This window comes from Bradyrhizobium sp. USDA 4452, from assembly GCF_054063575.1.
This window is the reverse complement of sequence record NZ_JBSSGK010000001.1, coordinates 8,359,103-8,377,022: the sequence shown is the minus strand read 5'-3', so window position 1 is coordinate 8,377,022 and position 17,920 is coordinate 8,359,103. Positions and strand designations below refer to the sequence as shown.

The 17,920-nt window shown below is 64.4% G+C and carries 16 protein-coding genes and 1 pseudogene; 8 read left to right on the top strand and 9 right to left on the bottom strand.

Going from position 1 to position 17,920, the window contains the following annotated elements; all coding sequences use genetic code 11:
* The first annotated feature begins 172 nt into the window (after positions 1–172).
* A complete protein-coding gene (locus ACVISU_RS39615; RefSeq protein ID WP_456710551.1) occupies positions 173–349 on the top strand; it encodes a hypothetical protein in 177 nt (58 codons plus the stop codon).
* Here ACVISU_RS39615 and ACVISU_RS39610 read toward each other — a convergent pair.
* Both ACVISU_RS39610 and ACVISU_RS39605 read right to left on the bottom strand, forming a co-directional pair.
* Positions 340–1,419, bottom strand: a complete 1,080-nt coding sequence (locus tag ACVISU_RS39610; RefSeq protein ID WP_456710550.1) for an NAD(P)H-dependent flavin oxidoreductase — start codon at positions 1,417–1,419, stop codon at positions 340–342. The genes ACVISU_RS39615 and ACVISU_RS39610 overlap by 10 nt on opposite strands.
* Positions 1,420–1,437: 18 nt before the next feature.
* Positions 1,438–2,418, bottom strand: coding sequence for an NAD(P)H-dependent flavin oxidoreductase (locus ACVISU_RS39605; RefSeq protein WP_456710549.1), 981 nt, complete (start codon positions 2,416–2,418; stop codon positions 1,438–1,440).
* A gap of 116 nt (positions 2,419–2,534) precedes the next feature.
* Between ACVISU_RS39605 and ACVISU_RS39600 the strand changes: the two genes are divergently transcribed.
* From ACVISU_RS39600 to ACVISU_RS39590, 3 genes are all read left to right on the top strand, one after another.
* On the top strand, positions 2,535–3,425 hold the full coding sequence (locus ACVISU_RS39600; RefSeq protein WP_456710548.1) for a LysR substrate-binding domain-containing protein: 891 nt from the start codon (positions 2,535–2,537) through the stop codon (positions 3,423–3,425).
* A 185-nt stretch (positions 3,426–3,610) separates the two neighbouring features.
* On the top strand, positions 3,611–4,093 hold the full coding sequence (ruvX, locus tag ACVISU_RS39595; RefSeq protein ID WP_456710547.1) for a Holliday junction resolvase RuvX: 483 nt from the start codon (positions 3,611–3,613) through the stop codon (positions 4,091–4,093).
* Between the two features lie 2 nt (positions 4,094–4,095).
* Complete coding sequence (locus ACVISU_RS39590; protein WP_456710546.1) at positions 4,096–5,022, top strand: AEC family transporter; 927 nt, start codon at positions 4,096–4,098, stop codon at positions 5,020–5,022.
* 46 nt (positions 5,023–5,068) lie between these two features.
* Here ACVISU_RS39590 and ACVISU_RS39585 read toward each other — a convergent pair.
* The 4 genes and pseudogenes from ACVISU_RS39585 to ACVISU_RS39570 all read right to left on the bottom strand — a co-directional run bounded on the left by ACVISU_RS39585 (position 5,069) and on the right by ACVISU_RS39570 (position 9,730).
* Positions 5,069–6,281, bottom strand: a pseudogene (locus ACVISU_RS39585) (ABC transporter substrate-binding protein).
* A gap of 215 nt (positions 6,282–6,496) precedes the next feature.
* Positions 6,497–7,240 (bottom strand): CPBP family intramembrane glutamic endopeptidase, encoded by a 744-nt coding sequence (locus ACVISU_RS39580; RefSeq protein ID WP_456710545.1) that lies wholly within the window; start codon positions 7,238–7,240, stop codon positions 6,497–6,499.
* A 65-nt stretch (positions 7,241–7,305) separates the two neighbouring features.
* Positions 7,306–8,076, bottom strand: a complete 771-nt coding sequence (locus ACVISU_RS39575; protein ID WP_456710544.1) for a CPBP family intramembrane glutamic endopeptidase — start codon at positions 8,074–8,076, stop codon at positions 7,306–7,308.
* Positions 8,077–8,086: 10 nt separating this feature from the next.
* On the bottom strand, positions 8,087–9,730 hold the full coding sequence (locus tag ACVISU_RS39570; RefSeq protein ID WP_456710543.1) for an isovaleryl-CoA dehydrogenase: 1,644 nt from the start codon (positions 9,728–9,730) through the stop codon (positions 8,087–8,089).
* Positions 9,731–10,046: 316 nt separating this feature from the next.
* On the opposite strand from ACVISU_RS39570, the gene ACVISU_RS39565 reads away from it, so the two are divergent.
* From ACVISU_RS39565 to ACVISU_RS39555, 3 genes are read left to right on the top strand one after another with little or no spacing between them, the layout of a single operon-like run.
* Positions 10,047–11,642 carry an HlyD family secretion protein gene (locus tag ACVISU_RS39565; protein ID WP_456710542.1) on the top strand — a complete coding sequence of 532 codons (1,596 nt, stop codon included), beginning with the start codon at positions 10,047–10,049 and terminating at the stop codon, positions 11,640–11,642.
* A gap of 14 nt (positions 11,643–11,656) precedes the next feature.
* On the top strand, positions 11,657–12,859 hold the full coding sequence (locus tag ACVISU_RS39560) for a hypothetical protein (protein WP_456710991.1): 1,203 nt from the start codon (positions 11,657–11,659) through the stop codon (positions 12,857–12,859).
* Positions 12,859–14,835 carry a glycosyltransferase family 2 protein gene (locus tag ACVISU_RS39555; protein WP_050399749.1) on the top strand — a complete coding sequence of 659 codons (1,977 nt, stop codon included), beginning with the start codon at positions 12,859–12,861 and terminating at the stop codon, positions 14,833–14,835. Before ACVISU_RS39560 ends, ACVISU_RS39555 begins: the two co-directional genes overlap by 1 nt.
* Before the next feature lie 43 nt (positions 14,836–14,878).
* Here the strand turns inward: ACVISU_RS39555 and ACVISU_RS39550 are convergent, their stop codons facing one another.
* From ACVISU_RS39550 to ACVISU_RS39540, 3 genes are all read right to left on the bottom strand, one after another.
* Positions 14,879–15,331 carry a hypothetical protein gene (locus tag ACVISU_RS39550; RefSeq protein ID WP_456710541.1) on the bottom strand — a complete coding sequence of 151 codons (453 nt, stop codon included), beginning with the start codon at positions 15,329–15,331 and terminating at the stop codon, positions 14,879–14,881.
* A gap of 35 nt (positions 15,332–15,366) precedes the next feature.
* Positions 15,367–15,777, bottom strand: a complete 411-nt coding sequence (locus ACVISU_RS39545) for a hypothetical protein (protein WP_456710540.1) — start codon at positions 15,775–15,777, stop codon at positions 15,367–15,369.
* 232 nt (positions 15,778–16,009) lie between these two features.
* On the bottom strand, positions 16,010–16,756 hold the full coding sequence (locus tag ACVISU_RS39540; protein ID WP_456710539.1) for a M15 family metallopeptidase: 747 nt from the start codon (positions 16,754–16,756) through the stop codon (positions 16,010–16,012).
* A gap of 207 nt (positions 16,757–16,963) precedes the next feature.
* Here ACVISU_RS39540 and ACVISU_RS39535 point away from each other — a divergent pair, with 207 nt between their 5' ends.
* On the top strand, positions 16,964–17,917 hold the full coding sequence (locus ACVISU_RS39535; protein WP_050399752.1) for an aspartate carbamoyltransferase catalytic subunit: 954 nt from the start codon (positions 16,964–16,966) through the stop codon (positions 17,915–17,917).
* The last annotated feature ends 3 nt before the right edge of the window (positions 17,918–17,920 follow it).

Sequence of the window (17,920 nt, the reverse complement as noted above, 5' to 3'; positions counted from 1 at the left end):
GCCGAAACATTCGCGGCGCCTACTTCCCCCAAATAGAAAAGTTCGGAGTGCGTCATGCAAACGCTGGAAAGCCGCCCCCGGCCGGAGAGCTGGGACCCCGCTTTGTGGTCGATCGGCACGGTGCTGGGGATCGCGATCCTTTACGTCGCCTGCCTGGTCTGAACGAGGAGCCATGGCCATGTCCCAGGCAACAGCTCTGCAGGAAAAGGCCGAGATGTTCGAGCGTCGCGCCGAGAGCGCCACCGATACGATCTCCCGGCAGCATTATAAGGAAATGGCCGCACATTATCGCAGGCTCGTGGCCGAGCATCTTGAGATCAGCCGGAGCGAGCCCGCGCGTCAGGCCTGAGACAGCGCGCCCATGCGTGCGAGTGCGGCGCCCGCCAGCGCGCGGGTCAGCTCGGCGGCCGGCATCTCCTTCCCCATCCGCACCGCCTGCCCGGCCCAGAGATTGGTGAAATCGACCTTGCCCTGTTTTTCGGCAGCCGCCTTCAGCGGCCCGAGGGCGGTCGCCGCATGCGGGAACGCCGGTGCGTCCGGCGAGATCGGACCGACCTCGCGCATCACGCGGTTGGCAACCCCGCGCGCCGGGCGGCCGGTCATCACATTGGTGATGACGGTCGATTCATCGCTCGCCTGCGCCAGCGCGATCCGGCCCTGCGCAGTGACCTTGGATTCCGGACAGCGCAGGAACGCGGTGCCGATCTGCACCGCGGATGCGCCCAGCGCAAAGGCCGCCGCGATCCCGCGTCCGTCCGCGATGCCGCCGGCCGCGACGACCGGCACCTTCACCGCATCGACCACCTGTGGCAACAACGAGAACGTGCCGGGCTGCTCGGCGATGGTCTCCGTCAGGAACATGGCGCGATGGCCGCCGGCGTCGGCGCCTTGCGCGATGACGACATCGGCGCCGTTCTCCTCGAGCCAGATCGCCTCCTTCACCGTCGTCGCCGACGACATCACGATGGCGCCCGTCGCCTTCACCCGCTGCAACAGTTTCGGCTCCGGCAGGCCGAAATGGAAGCTGACGACCTCGGGCTTCAGCTCCTCGACCACGGCGCAGAACGCCGCGTCGAACGGCGCGCGGTTCGCCGCATTGCTCGGCGCATCCGGATCGAGGCCGTGCTCGCGGTAGTAAGGCCCGAGCCGCTGCCGCCATTGCGCCTCGCGTGCCGGATCGGCGTCGACCGCCTTATGGCAGAAGAAGTTGAGGTTGACCGGCGCGGACACGCGCTGGCGGATGATGTTGACCTGCTCACGCGCCTTCTCGGCCGAGAGCATCGCGCATGGCAGCGAGCCGAGCCCGCCGCCCTGCGCCACCGCAATCACGAGCTCTGCATCCATCACGCCGGCCATCGGCGCCAGCACGATCGGGAATTCGGTCTTGAAACGATCGATCAATCGACGGTCCGGCCACATGGTCTGTCTCGCGCTTGTTCAGGACAAAGAGGAAAGGGTGTTACGCCGGCCCTGCAGCGTCTGCTCGGCCTCGGCGACGATGCGGCCGACTATCTCGGCCGCGGGAACGATATCATGGATCAGCCCGACGGACTCGCCGGCGAATACCGCGGCGATGTCGAAATTGCCCGCTTCCCTCGCCGCGGTGTATTCCACCACGATCTCGTCCGCGCGCTGCATCAGCTCGATCTCGCGGCCAGACCAGCGCCGCAGATGATCGTTGGCAAGCGAGCGCGCGGTGAACGGCGCCGGCCACATCAGCTTGCGCGACCAGTCCATCACCACGCCGCGCACCGTCTCGCCGCTCCTCGCCGCGCAGATCAGTTGCTTCGCCCGCTCGGGCGCGTCGGCCTCGGCGCTGGCATAGAACCGCGTTCCCATCAGCACGCCGGATGCGCCGAGCATCATCATCGCAGCCAGGCCACGGCCATCAGCGATGCCGCCGGCTGCGACGACGGGGACGCGCCCCGCCGCGAAATCGATGATCGCTGGCACGATCTCGAGCGTGGTGCGCGAGGCACCGTGACCGCCCGCCTCCGTGCCCTGAGCTATCAGGATGTCGGCGCCGCAATCGAGCGCTTGTTGCGCCATCTCCTCGCTCTGCACCTGGCAGATCAGCAGCGCGCCCGCGGCCTTGATCTTGGGCGCGAACGGCGCGGGATCGCCGAACGACAGCATCACCGCGCGCGGTCGCGCTTCCAGTGCGATCTCCATCAGCTCCGGCTGTTTTGCGAGGCTCCAGGTGATGAAGCCGATCCCGAACGGGCGGTGATATCGCCTGAGCACCGCTGTCTCCGCCGCGAGCCAGGCTTTGTCTCCGTAGCCGCCGCCGAGAATGCCGAAGCCGCCGGCGTCGCTCACCGCCATGACCAGCCGGCTTGCCGTGATCATCGCCATCGGCGCCGCCAGGATCGGATGCGCGATGCCGAGACGTGCCGTCAATTCGGTGCCGATCGGCATGGTTGCTCCCTGTTCCGGATTTGCTGTTCTGGACTTGCAGCGTAAGCGGGCCTACCATTCTGTGAAAATGAATACTAGAGAACGCTACCATCTCTAAAATGAAACGGTGGTCCCTGATGGAATTGACCGACCTGCTCACCTTTTCCACGGTCGCCCGGCTCGGCGGCATTACCCGGGCCGCCGACGAGCTGAACACCGTGCAGTCCAACGTCACCCAGCGCATCAAGGCGCTGGAGGCCGAGATCGGCACCGCGCTGTTCGAGCGCCACAGCCGTGGCATGTCGCTGACCGGCGCCGGCCGCCGGCTGTTGCCCTATGCGCAACGCATGGCTGCGTTATCGCGCGAAGCGGTGCTCGCCGCGCGCGACGATGGCGAGCCGAAGGGGCCGCTGTCGATCGGCTCGATGGAGACCACCGCCGCGGTGCGGCTGCCGACGCTGCTTGCCGAGTTTCATCGCCGCTATCCGGCGGTGCGCCTTACGCTGCGCACGGCGCCGACCGCCGATCTCGTCGCCGCCGTACTCGACGGCACGCTCGACGGCGCCTTTGTCGCCGGTCCGATCGAGCACGCCGAACTCACCGTGACGCCGGCCTTCACGGAGGAATTGGTGCTCGTCACCGCGCCGCGCTGGACATCGCTCGCCGCCTTGCGCGCCGGCACGCCGGAGTCGGGCCCGACTGCGCTGGTGTTCCGCACCGGCTGCACCTACCGGCAGCGTCTCGAACAGGTGTTCACCGAGTTCGGCTGGCCGTCCGCCGCCCGCTTCGAACTCGGCACGCTCGACGGCATGGTCGGCTGCGTCGCCGCCGACATGGGCGTGACGCTGCTGCCGCGCGCGGTGGTCGAGCGCGACCACGTCCAGCGCGACATCAAGATCCACAGGCTCAATCCGCAGCATGCGCATGTCGAGACGCTGTTCATCCAGCGCCGCACCGCGCACCAGTACAGCGCGTTGCAGGGACTGGTCGCGTGCCTTTCCGGCGACGATCGGGTGATCGCTGCCTGAGGCGACTGCAATCTCACCTCTCCCATCGGGAGAGGTCGGCGCCTCGCGCCGGGTGAGGCGTTACGTTCCCTCGATGGAACGCTGTCCCCTCACCCGAATTGCTTCGCAATTCGACCTCTCCCCAATGGGGAGAGGTGAAGCAAGTGCTTTGCCTCGGCGAGCGGGTGCGTGCTAAGCGCTAGCGCATGCCCGCCCCCATCCTTCCCCTGATCGAAGCCGCGCCGCATTGGCCCGCGCGCGGCGCGCTGGTCGGCCTCGACCTCGGCACCAAGACCATCGGCGTTGCCGTCTCCGATCCGGACCGGCGGCTCGCGACCGGCGTCGAGACCATCCAGCGCAAGCAGTTCAAGGCCGACGCGGCGCGGCTGCTCGCGATCGCGGCCGAGCGCAGCGCCGTCGGCTTCGTGCTGGGCCTGCCGATCAACATGGACGGCACCGAGGGCCCGCGCGCGCAATCGACCCGGGCCTTCGCCCGCAATCTCGCAGGCCTCACCACGCTGGCGATAGGTCTGTGGGACGAGCGGCTGTCGACCGCCGCCGTCGAGCGCGAGCTGATCGGCATGGACGTCAGCCGCGCCCGCCGCGCCGAGGTGATCGACGAGCACGCTGCGATCTTCATCCTGCAGGGCGCGCTCGACCGGCTGGCGAAGCTGCGCGGAGACCGCTGACGATGGCCGTGGTGATCGCGGCGCTGCTGCCGGTGTTTCTGCTGATCGTGCTCGGCGTCGTCCTCAGGCGCACGCTGATGCGGCTCGATACCCAGTGGCATGGGCTGGAGCAGCTCACTTACTACGTGCTGTTCCCGGTGCTGCTGGTGCAGACGCTGGTGAAGGCCGACCTGACGACCGTGCCGGTCGCCGGCGTCGGCGGCGCGCTGCTGCTGGCGGCGCTGGTGATGTGCCTGCTGTGCCTTGCGCTGCGCGGCCCGCTCGCCCGCGCCGGGGTTGACGGCCCCGCCTTCTCCTCGATCTTCCAGGGCGCGACGCGCTGGCAGACCTATGTCGCGCTGTCGGTGTCGGGCAATCTCTATGGCAAGGTCGGACTTGCGCTGGCCTCGGTCGCGATGGTCGCGATCATTCCGCTGGTCAACGTCTTCAGCGTCGCCGTGCTGGCGAAATATGCCTCATCCGGGAAGCGGTCCGCGGGCGCCATCGTGATGACTGTGGTGAAGAACCCCCTGATCTGGGCCTGCGTCATCGGGCTCGCCATCAATGTCATCCATGTTCCGCTGCCGAAGATATGGCACGACGTCGCCGACGCGCTCGGCGGCTCGTCGCTGGCGATCGGCCTGCTCGTCACCGGCGCCGGGCTGCATCTGGAAGGCATGTTCCGCCCCAGCCTCGCCGCAAGCGTCGCGCTGCTCCTGAAGCTGGTTGCGATGCCCGTCCTGACCGTCACGCTGGCGATGTGGTTCGGCGTCACCGGCGCCAACCTCGCCATCGTCGCGGCCTGCGCCGCGGTGCCGACCTCGCCCTCGGCCTATGTGCTGGCGCGCCAGATGGGCGGCGACGCCCCCCTGCTCGCCCAGATCATCACGCTGCAGACGATATTGGCCGCGATCACGATGCCGATCGTGATCGCCGCGGTCGGGCCCTAGCATGCGGCCTGCGCTTGCGCAGTAAGGCTCGTTCCGCCAGTCGTCGTTATTTCCCGCTCGAACCAGTGAACGCCCTATCGAGCACATCGCCGATCGGCTGCCAGCTGCGGCCATCGAACTGCAGCAACCGCAATTGCTCGACCGGCCGGAACTGCGTGGTGTTGATCTTGATGCCCGGCAGCAAGGCGGATGCCTGATAATCCCTCAGCGCCGCGGCCTGCTTCATGACGTTCTCGCGCGACAGATCGTTGCCGCATTGCCTGAGCACCTGGACCAGCGTTTCGGCAGCAGCATAGCCATAGACAGCGGCAGCGTCGTCCTTGCCCCCGGCCTTGGTATATTTGTCCATGAAGCTGTGCCATGCGCCCTGATCTTCCTTCCACGCCGGATCGCTCGCGTCCTTCAGGAAGGCGGCGGTGATGACGCCGGTCGCATTCTCCGTGCCGGCCGGCTTGAGCACCGTCTCGATCGATGACGCCATCTGGTTCACGACGAACACCGGCCGCCAGCCGTGCTCGGCGGCAGCGCGGATCACCTTCGAGGCATTTTCCGGTACCCCCGGCAAACACGAAAACCTCGGCGCCCGATTGCTTCAGGATCGAGATGTGGCCGTCCAGATGCTGATCGTCGACGTCATAGGCGATGTCGACCCTGATGTTCTGGGCGACGTCTCCCAGACCCTGGACCAATCCCTTGAACAATTCACGCCCGAACTGGTCATTCTCCCAGAGCGCCACGATCTTCTTCCCGGGATAGAAGGCCTGGATGTAATTGGCGTAGATGCGCCCCTCCTCGCGGTACGAGGGCTGCCAGCCCATGGTCCACGGATAGAGCGACGGCTCGCTGAGGTCCTGATCGCCGGAGGCAACGAAAAGCTGCGGGACCTGCCGTTCATTGAGATACTTCCGCACCGCGAGATTCTCCGGCGTGCCGAACGAGCCGAACATCAAGAGCACATTATCCGTCTCGACCAGGATGCGCGTGAGATCCATCGCGTTGGACGCATCCGACAGATCGTCATAGGACATGAAGCGGATCTTGCGGCCATTGATGCCGCCGCGTTCGTTGATCATCTCGAAATAGGCGGCTTCGGCCTTGCCGATCTGGCCGAAAATCTCGAGCGCGCCGCTATACGGCATCAGATTGCCGATGCGGATTTCAGTGTCGGTCACGCCCTGATCGCGCACCTGCTGCGTGATGGCACCGAGAGACGCCAGCGCGACGACGCTGGCAAAGAGCGTTCGGATCAACGTGGCCATGGGAAGAGCTCGCACGACGGCAGCCGCCGCTGCCTGGTTTCAGTCCGGCCCGCGCTCGTTCTTTGATCCAGATCATAGCACTCGAGGGGGCCGCTGGCATCCCTTTCGTCAACCTCCCGATGGGCGGCGACGCAGCACTGCTGGTTCCGGATTGTCGCGCTGTAGACGATTCCGGCGGCCATCGCAGCGCCGATCGTGATCGTCGCGATGGCGCGTTAAACGTAAGGGCCTATCATGAAGCAGCTGACTATGTTCAAGGCCGAGTGAACAATCACAGTCAGCCAGGTCGAATTACTGCGCCAACGAAAGTAGCCCAGAGCGAGGCCGAAAACGAATAGACAAGAACGATAGGACCAATCGTACTGCGTGTGATTGAGAGCCCAAACCAGGGATGTCAAGACGATGGCACCGATTGGTCCGAGGAAGGACTGCGACCATCCTCGAAACAAAAAGCCGCGGAAAACAAGCTCCTCCATGATCGGCGCGGCCAAGCAGCAGCCGATCAGGAAGGTGAGCAAGCCAACCCGCCCCTGCACGTTCAGATTGGGAGCGGCCCAACTCGTGTCTGCTCCTACGAAAGTAAGAAAACAGCTCTCCACAATCAGCAGAGCTGCCGCGATGGCGAATGCGAGAGAAAGCTCTCTTGAACTAGGCCAATTGAGCGCAAGGTACTCGGAAAAGTCCCGATCGAGCTTGCGGACAGCGACCCAAAGCACCGCAACAGCGGCTGGACTTCCGAGCACCAGACCTGCGCCCTGCCAGCGTCCCTCAAGCCCAACCTGAGCAATCGGGATTGTCCCATACTGCGCGTGCATGAGGATAAGAACACCAAGCCCTCCCGTCAGAAGAAACGCACCGTAGGCGAGAAGGCCAACAAGCGTCGTCTCCAGGAAATCCCATACCCGCGGCGGTTTCGCCGAAGCCGGGACCGGCGCGCCGGCATTTTCGAAGTTCGACATATGGATTTTTCTGCAGCAACGTTGCAGCGAAGGTGGGCCTGAACTCAACCTAGCACAGGGAACTCTCAGCCCGCTAGCCACCAGGTCTGGAGCGTCGCGGCAAAATTGTTCAGCCCGTGCAGCAGGATGGTCAGCCAAGTCGAGCCGGTGCGGAAGCGCAGATAGCCGAACAGGAGGCCTATCGACAGCACCTCGCAGAGGAAGAACCAGTCGTACTGCAGGTGCATCACGGTCCAGACGATCGACGACAGCAGGATCGCGCCATAGGGGCCGAGCCTGGATTCCGACCAGCCGCGATAGAGCCAGCCGCGCGCGAACAGTTCCTCCCAGAGCGGCGCGGCCACGGCGAAGGCGATCACCAGCAGCCACAGCGCGCTGTGCTCCTGTGCCGATTTCAGCACGTCGCCCATGAAGCCCGGCGTCACCTCGCGGCCGGCGGCGCGGGACACCATGTCCCAGGCGCCGACCAGCACGGCGAGCGCGACGACGCCGATGATGACGTTCTTCCACGACGTGCCGCGCAGCCCGAGGTAATCGGCGAATGGGATGCCGGTGCGGCGGATCGCGAACCACAGCGCCAGCAGCACCATCGGCAAGCCGGCGAGAACCGAGAGCGAGATCGTCAGACCGTCGGCGACGACATGGGTGATGCCGGCCGCCGACAGTTCGCCGCCCTGCGCGATGATGCGGTAGATGACGACGGCGACCTGGCCGACGAACATTGCGACGAAGATCAAGAGACCCCACAGCGCGGTGCCCCAAAACTTCCAGACCCGCGGCGGGCGCGGCGGCGGTTCGAGAGCCGACGGCGAAGTATCGGGATTGAGTGCGTCCATCAGCAAACCTTCATGGCAGCGCCCGCGCCAGCAGCGCGCGCTGATCGGCATCGGAGAGATCCACCGCGCCGTACATGCCGGCGTGGCGTTCGGCAAGCCGGGTCACAGCAAACAACTCGGCGTTTTTCGGCGTGACCTGGTTGAGCGCGGCGGCGGCCGCCAGCAGCGCCAGCTTCTCGACCGCAAGCCGTGCGATGCGTTCGCTGTCCGGCCGGCGGAACGATTGTCCGATCGAGGCGACCGCCTCAGCGGCGCCGGGCAGGCCCCTGGTCTCATCGGCGAGCGTACGCAGCACGGCGAGCGCGGCATCGGCTTCGCGGCCGAGCGCGCGGAGCACGTCGAGGCACATCACATTGCCGGAGCCCTCCCAGATCGCATTGACCGGCGCTTCCCGGTAATGGCGCGCCAGAGTGCCCTCCTCGACGTAGCCATTGCCGCCGAGGCACTCCATCGCCTCATAGAGGAAGCCCGGTGCATTCTTGCAGATCCAGTATTTGATCGCCGGCGTCAGCAGCCGCATATAGGCGGCCTCGGCCGCGTCGGCGGGCGCGCGATCGAAGGCGCGGCACAGCCGCATTACCAGCGCGATGGACGCCTCGACATGCAGCGCCATGTCCGACAGCACCGCCTGCATCAGCGGCTGATCGGCGAGATGCTTCTGGAACACGCTGCGATGGCGGGCGTGATTGAGCGCGTGCGCCAGCCCCGAGCGCATCAGGCCCGCGGAGGCGATCGCGCAGTCCTGCCGCGTCAGCTGCACCATCTGAATGATGGTGCGGATGCCCTTGCCCTCCTCCCCGATCAATTCGGCATGGGCGCCGTGGAATTCGACCTCCGACGAGGCGTTGGAGCGGTTGCCGAGCTTGTCCTTCAGGCGCTGGAAGTGGATCGCATTGACGGTGCCGTCGGGCGCAAAGCGCGGCATGAAGAAACAGCTCAAGCCATCCTTGGTCTGCGCCAGCACCAGGAACGCGTCGCACATCGGCGCCGACATGAACCATTTGTGCCCGGTGATGCGATAGCCATCGCCGTCGCGCTCGGCGCGCGTCATGTTGGCGCGCACATCGGTGCCGCCCTGCTTCTCGGTCATGCCCATGCCGAGCGTCATGCCGCGCTTGGTCCACCACGGCGCAAAACCCGGGTCGTAGGCGCGCGTTCCGATCACCGGCATCGTCTTCGCCAGGATGTCCGGCTGCGAGGCCAGCGCCGCGACCGAGGCGCGGGTCATCGTGATCGGACAGAGATGACCGGTTTCGACCTGCGCGGCGATGTAGAATCTTGCCGCGCGCATCACTTCGGCCGCGCCGCCAGCCGGCTTGCCGTCGGCGGTCCAGGTCGAATTGTGCACGCCGGCATGCGCCGAGTGCGCCATCAACTCGTGATAGGCCGGATGAAACTCCACCTCGTCGCGGCGATTGCCTCTGGCATCGAAGGTGCGCAGTTTCGGCTGGTTCTCGTTGGCAATGCGGCCGCGCTCCGCCATGGCGGCGGAACCCCAATGCTTGCCGAAATCCGACAGCTCGGCGGTGGCCGCGGCGGCGCCATTGGCGGCAACAGCCGCGACCAGCGGCGCATCCGTCGTGAACAGGTCGATATCCCAAAACGGCGGCGACTGGTTGAGCACGTCGTGGGTGGCAAACGGAGCCTTCGTCATGGTCGCCTCGGCAATGGGTCTCGCTGCGCGCTTGGTCAAGCGGACGGTCGCGACCACGGGCTATTCGTCGCGCATTGGAATCGGGCGATCATAGCCCGCAAGGAGGCGCCGGGCAGCGAAAAATGCGGCTTCTGCCGGGCTGCCAGTTCCTGAATTGGGCTGATTTGCCCCACGATGCCCGGGCAATGCCGGTGCAATATCGGCGTCGCCATGGCCCGGAAAGCCGCGAGCGCATTTGACCTCGACTGACCGCCCGCCCCTGCAGTTGGAACCAGCTCTCCGGCTTGGAGACCACCTCTCTCGTGGTGCATCGTTCTTGCTGCATTTTTCATCGCCGCATTTTTGGCAGCAACCAAATGCGGTCAGCATTGTTGCAGTCGCTAACCGGCGCCGCGAAAAACAGTCCGCCAACAAGAAGTGCGCTTCCAGGGCCCTCCCGACCGAGAGAGAATTGATGATTGACAGATCCGAAACCCGCGGCACCGTGCGGAAACATCAGGGAATACTGAGAATATCCGCGGTCGCCGTGGCGGGATTGCTGTCTGTCCTGATGCTGACAGCGGTAGCGCCGCCGATCATTGCAGACCAGTCCGATCGCGCCGTAGTCAACGCACCCGTTACGCTTCTGACGGCGCCAATCAGTGGCGAAATCGATTCGTTGACGGCGCTTCCGGGTCACGACGTCCGCGATGGCGACACGCTGGCGCAAATCAGCAATCCAAGACTTGATCGCTGGACCCTCATCTCGTTGCAGGAAAAGGCGTCCGACGCACGGCAGAAGCTCGATGCGACGCGCTCAAAATACGACTCGGACGTCAACTATGTTTCGTCTCTCGACGGCGAGCTCGCTGACCAGACAAACCAGCTCAAGGGGCAGTTCCAGTCGCAGATCGAGGAGCTTCGCGCCCGCGTTGCTCAATCCAACGCTGCGACAAGTGAAAAGAAAGCCCTGGTCGACAGACAGACCAACATGGTGACACGCAATGCCGCGAGCATGGACATGCTCAGGCCGACGACCCAGCAATATGCTGCGGCGATGCATGGCGCGGACGCAGAAATAGCCAAGCTCAACCAAAAAACGGCACAGCTCAACGCCCTGAGCAAGGGCATCTATATCGGCGACGAGTTGGTTGCGCTCAACAATCTGGCTCAGAAGCGCAGGGACATCGATCTGGATGCCAAGCGGATGAAAATCGAGGAACGGCAGCAGATCGCGGTGCTCGCCGACCTCGAGCAGCTGATCGACGCCGAACAAAAACGGCTGGCGACTTTGGCCGACGCCAAAGTCCTTGCGCGCGGCCAGGGCAAGGTATTGACCGTCGGAGCCGCGATGGGACGGCACGTGAGCGCCGGTGACACCATCAGCTCTGTCATCAACTGTGACAAGCCCTTTATTGTCGCCATCTTCTCCTACCGGCAGGGCCAGAGCATGACGCCCGGCACGCGCGTCCGCATCGACGGGAGTTCGTTGCGATCCGGCGTCGTCACTGCGGTTGTGCCGAAGACCAGCGACAAGACCGATGAACGCTTTGCCGTTCCGTTCCCGCAAACCGAGCGGCGCGAGCTCTACGCCATCATTAGCCCGGACGCGGCGAACGACGGCGGACCGGTGCAGCAAGCAGCGACGGCAGAGGCGTCCGCCTGTCAGGTCGGCCAATGGGTGACAGTGACGCGCGAGAATGGCGTAGTCCCCTCGATGTCGGTCACGTGGCGACGGCTCGGCCATTTCGTCGCTTCGTGGATTCGGGACGACGCAGGCACCATCAGCACCGCGCAGAGCACGTCATCGGACGCGGATGCGCGGCGTTCTGGCATCGCTCGTCTGCAGGATGCATTCCGGGCCTCGCAACCGCAGCAGCCAACCGCCGGTGAGAATGGATCGCCCGGAACTCGCACCCTCGTATCGCGATGAAGTCTGCCATCGTGATGACGCTATGCGCGGTCGTCCTGGGCGCGCCCGCAGCGGGCCACACCGCCCCAACCGCAAACGTTTTCTGCGCTGGGTTGCAAAGGGCCGTCGCCCCACGCGCAAGCGCGGCCGACGCGGTTTTCATCCGGAGCTATGACCCCGGCACGGATGAATCGACGCTTCCGGCGGGTCTCGCAACGACGGCGTTCGTCTACGACAACGCGCTCGCCGCCATTGCGCTGATTGCCTGCGGCTACGTGTCGGATGCAAGACCGATCGGCAACGCGCTGAGTCGCGCCGTTGCCAAGGACCGCAGCTTCGATGATGGCCGCGTGCGCAATGCCTACCGTGCCGGCGCGCTGAACAAGGTCGTTCCCGATCTGCCCGGCTGGTGGGATGGGCATGCCAATATCTGGGCGGAGGACGCGGCGCAGGACGGCAGCTCCACCGGAAACGTGGCCTGGGCCGCATTGGCATTGCTGACGCTGCATCAGGCAACCGGGAATCCACAATATCTCGCCGATGCAAGGCGCCTGATCGATTGGGTGATCGACACAACCGCTTCGCAGGATGGCTTTCACGGCGGCTTCCACGGCTATGATCCGAAGCAGGTCAAGCTCACCTGGATGTCGACCGAGCACAACGCCGATGTTCACGCCGCCGCGCGCTGGCTGTTTCGCCTGACTGGTGACCAGAAATACGACGGCGCGGCCGGACAGGCCAAGCGACTGCTCGATCGCGCTTTTCGCGGCGATCATTTCCTGCTTGGGACCAAGCCTGACGGCAGCCTTGCGGACGAAGGTCTGCTCGCGCTCGACGCCCAGCTTTGGCCCTGGATGGCAATTCCTGAATCGCTCCCGGCATGGAAGAGCACGCTCGGTTTCGCGAAAGCTCACCTCGGGGTCGATGGCGGCTTTGACTTCAACGGCGATCGCGACGGCCTCTGGGTAGAGGGCACGGCGCAGGCCGCCCTGGCCTACCGGATCGTCGGCGACACCCGCGAAAGCGATCGGCTGCTGGGCAACCTGAAGGCGGACCAGACGTCGTCCGGCCTGCTCAACGCCGCGCGTCCGGCGCGACTGACGACGGGATTGTCGATCGATCCAACCGGCGGCGTTCCGGACTTTTTCTATTATCGCCGCCCGCATCTCGGCGCGACGGCGTGGGCCGCGCTGGCTGAAACAGGCTGGAATCCGTTCACGGGGAAGAGGATACGCTGATGTTTCCGACTGCCGCTGATAATTCATCGATCCTGGCCATCGACATCGGAATTTTGCTCGGGCTTCTGGTCATGGCGCGACTTCTGGAGCCGCTGCGCGCCGGCCACCGTATCCTGTTCGGGGCGACGACGGCGGCCCTTCTGACCGTTTACGCGCTGTGGCGGTGGAACGACACGCTGCCGCCATTTGAGTGGTCGGCGCAAAGTCTCTGGCCGCGACTCTTCATTGCATTCGAGTTGCTTGCGATCCTCTACACGCTGATATCGATCGTCATCCTGTTCCGCAGCACCGACCGCACCGCGCAGGCCGACGCTTCACAACAGCTTTTGGCTTCGGAAGATCGCAATCCGGCCGTCGACGTCTTCATCTGTACCTATGACGAACCACTCGAAATCCTCGAGCGATCGATCCTGAGCGCACTGGCGCTCGACTATGCCCATGCGACGGTCTGGGTGCTCGATGATACGAGACGCGACTGGCTGCGGGACTATTGCGACCGGGTCGGCGCGCGTTACCTGACGCGGCCCGATAACAAGGGCGCCAAGGCCGGCAATCTCAATAACGGATTGATCGCAACCGCTCGAGCGACAAATGCGCCTGTCATTCTGGTGCTCGATGCGGATTTCGCGCCACGGCGGGATTTCCTGAAGCGCACGATCGGCGTGCTGCTGTCCGATCCGGGGGTTGCGATCGTGCAGACCCCGCAATTCTACTACAACGCTGATCCGATCCAACACAATCTGCTGGCGGAAAAGAGCTGGGTCGACGATCAACGGTTATTTTTCGACATCTTTCAACCGGCCAAGGATGCGTGGGGCTGCGCATTCTGCGTCGGCACCTCCTTTATCGTTCGCCGTGACCGTCTGGATGAGATCGGCGGCTTTCCCGACCAGGCCGTCTCGGAGGATATCAATCTCACCTACACCATGCTGGCGCACGGCTATCGCACGGCCTGGCTCAACGAGCCGCTCAGTTTCGGACTTTCAGCCGAAGGCATTCCGGAATATGTCACTCAGCGAGCTCGCTGGTGCCTCGGCACCATCCAGGTCGCATTGCTGCGCAACGGACCGCTATTTGGCCGCGGCTTCCGCTTCACCGAGCGCTGGCACTATCTGCACGGCGTGCTGAACTGGCTCTCCAAGCCGTTCATGGTACTGCTGTTGATCGCGCCGACCATCTATTGGTTCGGCGGGCTACCCGCGTTCGAGGCCGACTATCAGTCCTTCCTGCGCTACGGCATGCCGGCCCTGCTCGGGCAAATCGTCTACATGAGCTGGATATCGCGCGCGCGGACGCTGCCCTTGTTCATGGAGGCGACGCATGCCGTCACCTGCTTTGCGGTGACCGCAACCCTGTTCACCGCCATGGTCAAGCCATTCGGACGCCCCTTCAAAATCACCGACAAGGGAGGCGATCGATCGGCGCCGCGGGTTCACTGGAAGCTTGCCGCCATCTTTGGGCTGATCGCGGCGAGCTCCGCCGCCAGCATCATATGGGAGTTCATCTCCCCCTACGCCGCCGACGAAATCTCCTCTCTCGATTTCTTCAACCTGTTGTGGGCGGCCATCGCGATGTTGATCGCCTTCATCGCGTTTCTGGTCTGCTTCGAAGTGCCGCGTTCCGGTCCTATGTTCGAGACGGACGAGTTCGTCTGGCTCGCCGGCGAAGGAAAAATCCTTTCGTGCCGGCTGCTCGCAATATCGCCGTCCTCGGTGCGGCTCGCGGGCGCTGCTGGCGAGACGCTCGAGCTTGCCGGCTGGCACTATAGAATTCACCTGGAGGGCTTGGGATGGACCGACATGTCCATGGTCTCGCGATCCGGCCGCACGGTGCTGGCGCGCCTTGAGCCGAGTGCCGAACAGTATCAGCGTCTGGTGGTGCGGCTTTTCAGCGCGTCCCAAAATAACGTTGCCAGTGTCGCCAGTCTTCGCGGCACTCTGGCCGGGCTGCTGCGCCGCGGGTTCATTGGCGTTTAGTTGAGCGTGCGCCGGGCCGTCGTCGGATTGATCAATCCCTGCGCTAGATGCTTCCGTGGCTCGGCGCGTCGCGACCGAGCCGCCGGTCCAGCCAATCGTTGGCGCGGGTTCTATTGGCCTCTTTCAGGGACGCCTGCACCGGAAAGATGTCGCCGGCGTGCAGCGGCCGGTCATACGGATAGGCCGCCAGTTGCAGGTTCGATTCATGCGCGGCCCCGTCCGCCGGAGAGATGTAGGCAAACCGGATCTCGATCTTGTGCTTGATGTCGGCGCCCTGCCATTTCGGATGATGGCGCGCCAGCAGCTCGACAAGCTCGCAGGGCAACAGATCGGAGGTCGAGCTCCGATTGCCCTCGGTCCTCTCCATGTAGCATTGCTCCTTGACGCTGCTGACGCGCGCGTCGATCGGACGGAAGTTCACCCGCTTGTCGAGCTCGATATAGGCATAGAGGCCCGCGACGCCGATGGCGATCATTCCGTAGAGGCCCAGGCGCATGGTTGAACTCCAATCCTCCCGAACCGACGCGACGATCAGATCATGCGCGTCTTCTCTGCCTTGGTCTTGGAGGCCAGTACCGGAAAAACCTCGCCGGCGCGCAGCGGCTTGCCGCTCGGGAAGTACGACATCTCCAGGCTCGACTGGTGCGAGACGCCATCGACCGGCGAGACATAGACGACGCGCACCTCGATCTTGTGCATCACGTGATAGCCCTGCCACTTCGGATGCTCCTTCCGCAGCAGCTCGGCGGTTTCGCAGCGAGTAAGGTCCGACGTGAAGGTCGTCTTGGTGATGACGCCGCGCTCGACCTTTTCCAGATAGCACTGGTCGTTGACGCTGCTGATGCGCGCATCGACACGCTGGTAGTTCGCACCCTTGTCGTACTGGTCGTAGATCGCGATGCCGAACGCGCCGACGGCAACAATGACAACAGCCCAACGCATGTTTCGTGCTCCCGCAATGCGGGCACTTGATACGGCCGCAATTAAGGAGTGTTGAATGCGCATTCGGCTACTTCAGCGATGGCAAGCTTTGTGTTGCGGAAGCGCCTTGGATTTGAAGAAAATCCAGCCGCTAGAGCATGATCCGGAAAAGTGTGTAGCGGTTTTCCGAAAAGATCATGCTCAAACCGAAGAGATAGAGCGGGATGACTATTAGAAGAATAGTCGTCCCGCTCTAATGCGCGCGCGTGATCGGGAAATCATAGGCCGGCCCGCCCGCCCCCGGCAGCGAGAAGTGCCACCATTCCTTGGAATAATTGGCAAATACCTGGCGGGCCATCGCGGCGACCAGAAGGTTGCGCCAGCGTCGCTGCGCCGGCGTGATCGCACTGGCAGCGGTATGCCCCTTCACGTCGGAGCAGTCATAGCCGGTACCCATGTCGACGCTGCCTTCGGGCGCACGGTCCGCGACCGGCGCGGTGCAGTCGGCGTAGTCCTTGGCGGGATCGAACTTGCGCGAATTGTCGGCGCGAAGATCGACCAGCGTGAGATCGACCGCGGCGCCAGTCGAGTGCCCCGAATGCGTGGCGATATAGCCGAGGCGGAACAGGTCCGCCTTCGAGAACGCCGGGTTGTAGCGTCGCTCGGCGGCGGTCTCCTTGCCGTTCTTCGACCACGCCACCATGTCGGCGACCGCGCGGGCCGGCCGGTAGCAATCGAACATTTTCAGCGACAGGCTTTGCCGCGCCAGCTCCTGCTGCACGGCCTTGAGCCGCAGCCCGACCTCCCGCTTCACCACGCATTCCGCAGCGCCATAGCCCGCGATCGGCCGCCCCATGAAATTGTTGGAGGTCGCGTAGCGGATATCCTGAATGATGGTCGGGTCGATCTCGCGCAGGAACGCGAAGCCGCCCGGAAGGCCCTGGGCAAGGACCGGGGAGACCAAGCCCGCAACGGCAACGAGGATCACGACAATTTTCATGAGCTCAAGCTCCGGCGCAGCCGCCGGGTTGGTCCCGGCCGTCCACCTCTTGTTCCGGAAAGACCAGCAAAAGCAAGCCAGCGGTGACCCGCCACAAGCCCAGGCATGTCCGCCGAGAAACCCAGCCCCATCTTACTCGGGGAAAACTCCTGCGGGCCCTCTTCGCGCTTGCCCCACCGGCCATCCGCGCCTATAGCTCTCGCTTTAATGACCCCATCATTAAAATCGACTTTTGTCCTCGGTCACCGGCATCTGCTGGGCATCGAGGGCCTTTCCGCTGACGACATCACGGGCCTGCTCGACCTCTCCGAGGAGTATGTCGAGCTCAACCGCCAGGTCGACAAGAAGCGCGCCTCCTTGCGCGGCCGCACCCAGGTCAATCTGTTCTTCGAGGCCTCGACCCGGACCCAATCCTCGTTCGAGATCGCCGGAAAGCGCCTGGGCGCCGACGTCATGAACATGTCGGTGTCATCGATGTCGACCCGCAAGGGCGAGACCTTGATGGACACCGCGGTGACGCTCAACGCGATGCACCCCGACATCCTGGTGGTGCGCCACCACGCCTCAGGCGCGGTCGAGTTGCTGGCGCGCAAGGTTGACGGTTCCGTGATCAATGCCGGCGATGGCGCCCATGAGCACCCGACCCAGGCGCTGCTCGATGCGCTGACGATCCGGCGCAACAAGGGCCGGATCGAGGGGCTGACGATCGCGATCTGCGGCGACGTGCTGCATTCGCGCGTGGCGCGTTCCAACATCTTCCTGCTCAACACGATGGGCGCCCGCGTCCGCGTGGTGGGCCCCTCCACGCTGCTGCCGCGCGGCATCGAGCGGATGGGCGTCGAGGTCGCGCGCGACATGCGCGAGGGACTGAACGGCGCCGACATCGTGATGATGCTGCGGTTGCAGCGCGAGCGGATGAACGGCTCCTTCGTGCCGTCGTCGGGCGAGTATTTCCACTATTTCGGCCTCGACCAGAAGAAGCTCGGCTACGCCAAGCCGGACGCGCTGGTGATGCATCCGGGCCCGATGAACCGCGGTGTCGAGATCGACACTTTCGTCGCCGACGGCGCGCAATCGCTGATCCGTGAACAAGTCGAAATGGGTGTGGCGGTTCGCATGGCGGTGCTCGAAGCGCTCGCCCGCAACCTGCCGAACGCGTGACGC

Coding starts and splice junctions, on each gene's coding strand:
- ACVISU_RS39540 (WP_456710539.1), bottom strand. CDS start 16,756: ATGAAAATTGTCGTGATCCTCGTTGCCGTTGCGGGCTTGGTCTCCCCG.
- ACVISU_RS39600 (WP_456710548.1), top strand. CDS start 2,535: ATGGAATTGACCGACCTGCTCACCTTTTCCACGGTCGCCCGGCTCGGC.
- ACVISU_RS39535 (WP_050399752.1), top strand. CDS start 16,964: ATGACCCCATCATTAAAATCGACTTTTGTCCTCGGTCACCGGCATCTG.
- ACVISU_RS39570 (WP_456710543.1), bottom strand. CDS start 9,730: ATGACGAAGGCTCCGTTTGCCACCCACGACGTGCTCAACCAGTCGCCG.
- ACVISU_RS39605 (WP_456710549.1), bottom strand. CDS start 2,418: ATGCCGATCGGCACCGAATTGACGGCACGTCTCGGCATCGCGCATCCG.
- ACVISU_RS39555 (WP_050399749.1), top strand. CDS start 12,859: ATGTTTCCGACTGCCGCTGATAATTCATCGATCCTGGCCATCGACATC.
- ACVISU_RS39550 (WP_456710541.1), bottom strand. CDS start 15,331: ATGCGCCTGGGCCTCTACGGAATGATCGCCATCGGCGTCGCGGGCCTC.
- ACVISU_RS39580 (WP_456710545.1), bottom strand. CDS start 7,240: ATGTCGAACTTCGAAAATGCCGGCGCGCCGGTCCCGGCTTCGGCGAAA.
- ACVISU_RS39560 (WP_456710991.1), top strand. CDS start 11,657: ATGACGCTATGCGCGGTCGTCCTGGGCGCGCCCGCAGCGGGCCACACC.
- ACVISU_RS39545 (WP_456710540.1), bottom strand. CDS start 15,777: ATGCGTTGGGCTGTTGTCATTGTTGCCGTCGGCGCGTTCGGCATCGCG.
- ACVISU_RS39590 (WP_456710546.1), top strand. CDS start 4,096: ATGGCCGTGGTGATCGCGGCGCTGCTGCCGGTGTTTCTGCTGATCGTG.
- ACVISU_RS39615 (WP_456710551.1), top strand. CDS start 173: ATGGCCATGTCCCAGGCAACAGCTCTGCAGGAAAAGGCCGAGATGTTC.
- ruvX (WP_456710547.1), top strand. CDS start 3,611: ATGCCCGCCCCCATCCTTCCCCTGATCGAAGCCGCGCCGCATTGGCCC.
- ACVISU_RS39575 (WP_456710544.1), bottom strand. CDS start 8,076: ATGGACGCACTCAATCCCGATACTTCGCCGTCGGCTCTCGAACCGCCG.
- ACVISU_RS39610 (WP_456710550.1), bottom strand. CDS start 1,419: ATGTGGCCGGACCGTCGATTGATCGATCGTTTCAAGACCGAATTCCCG.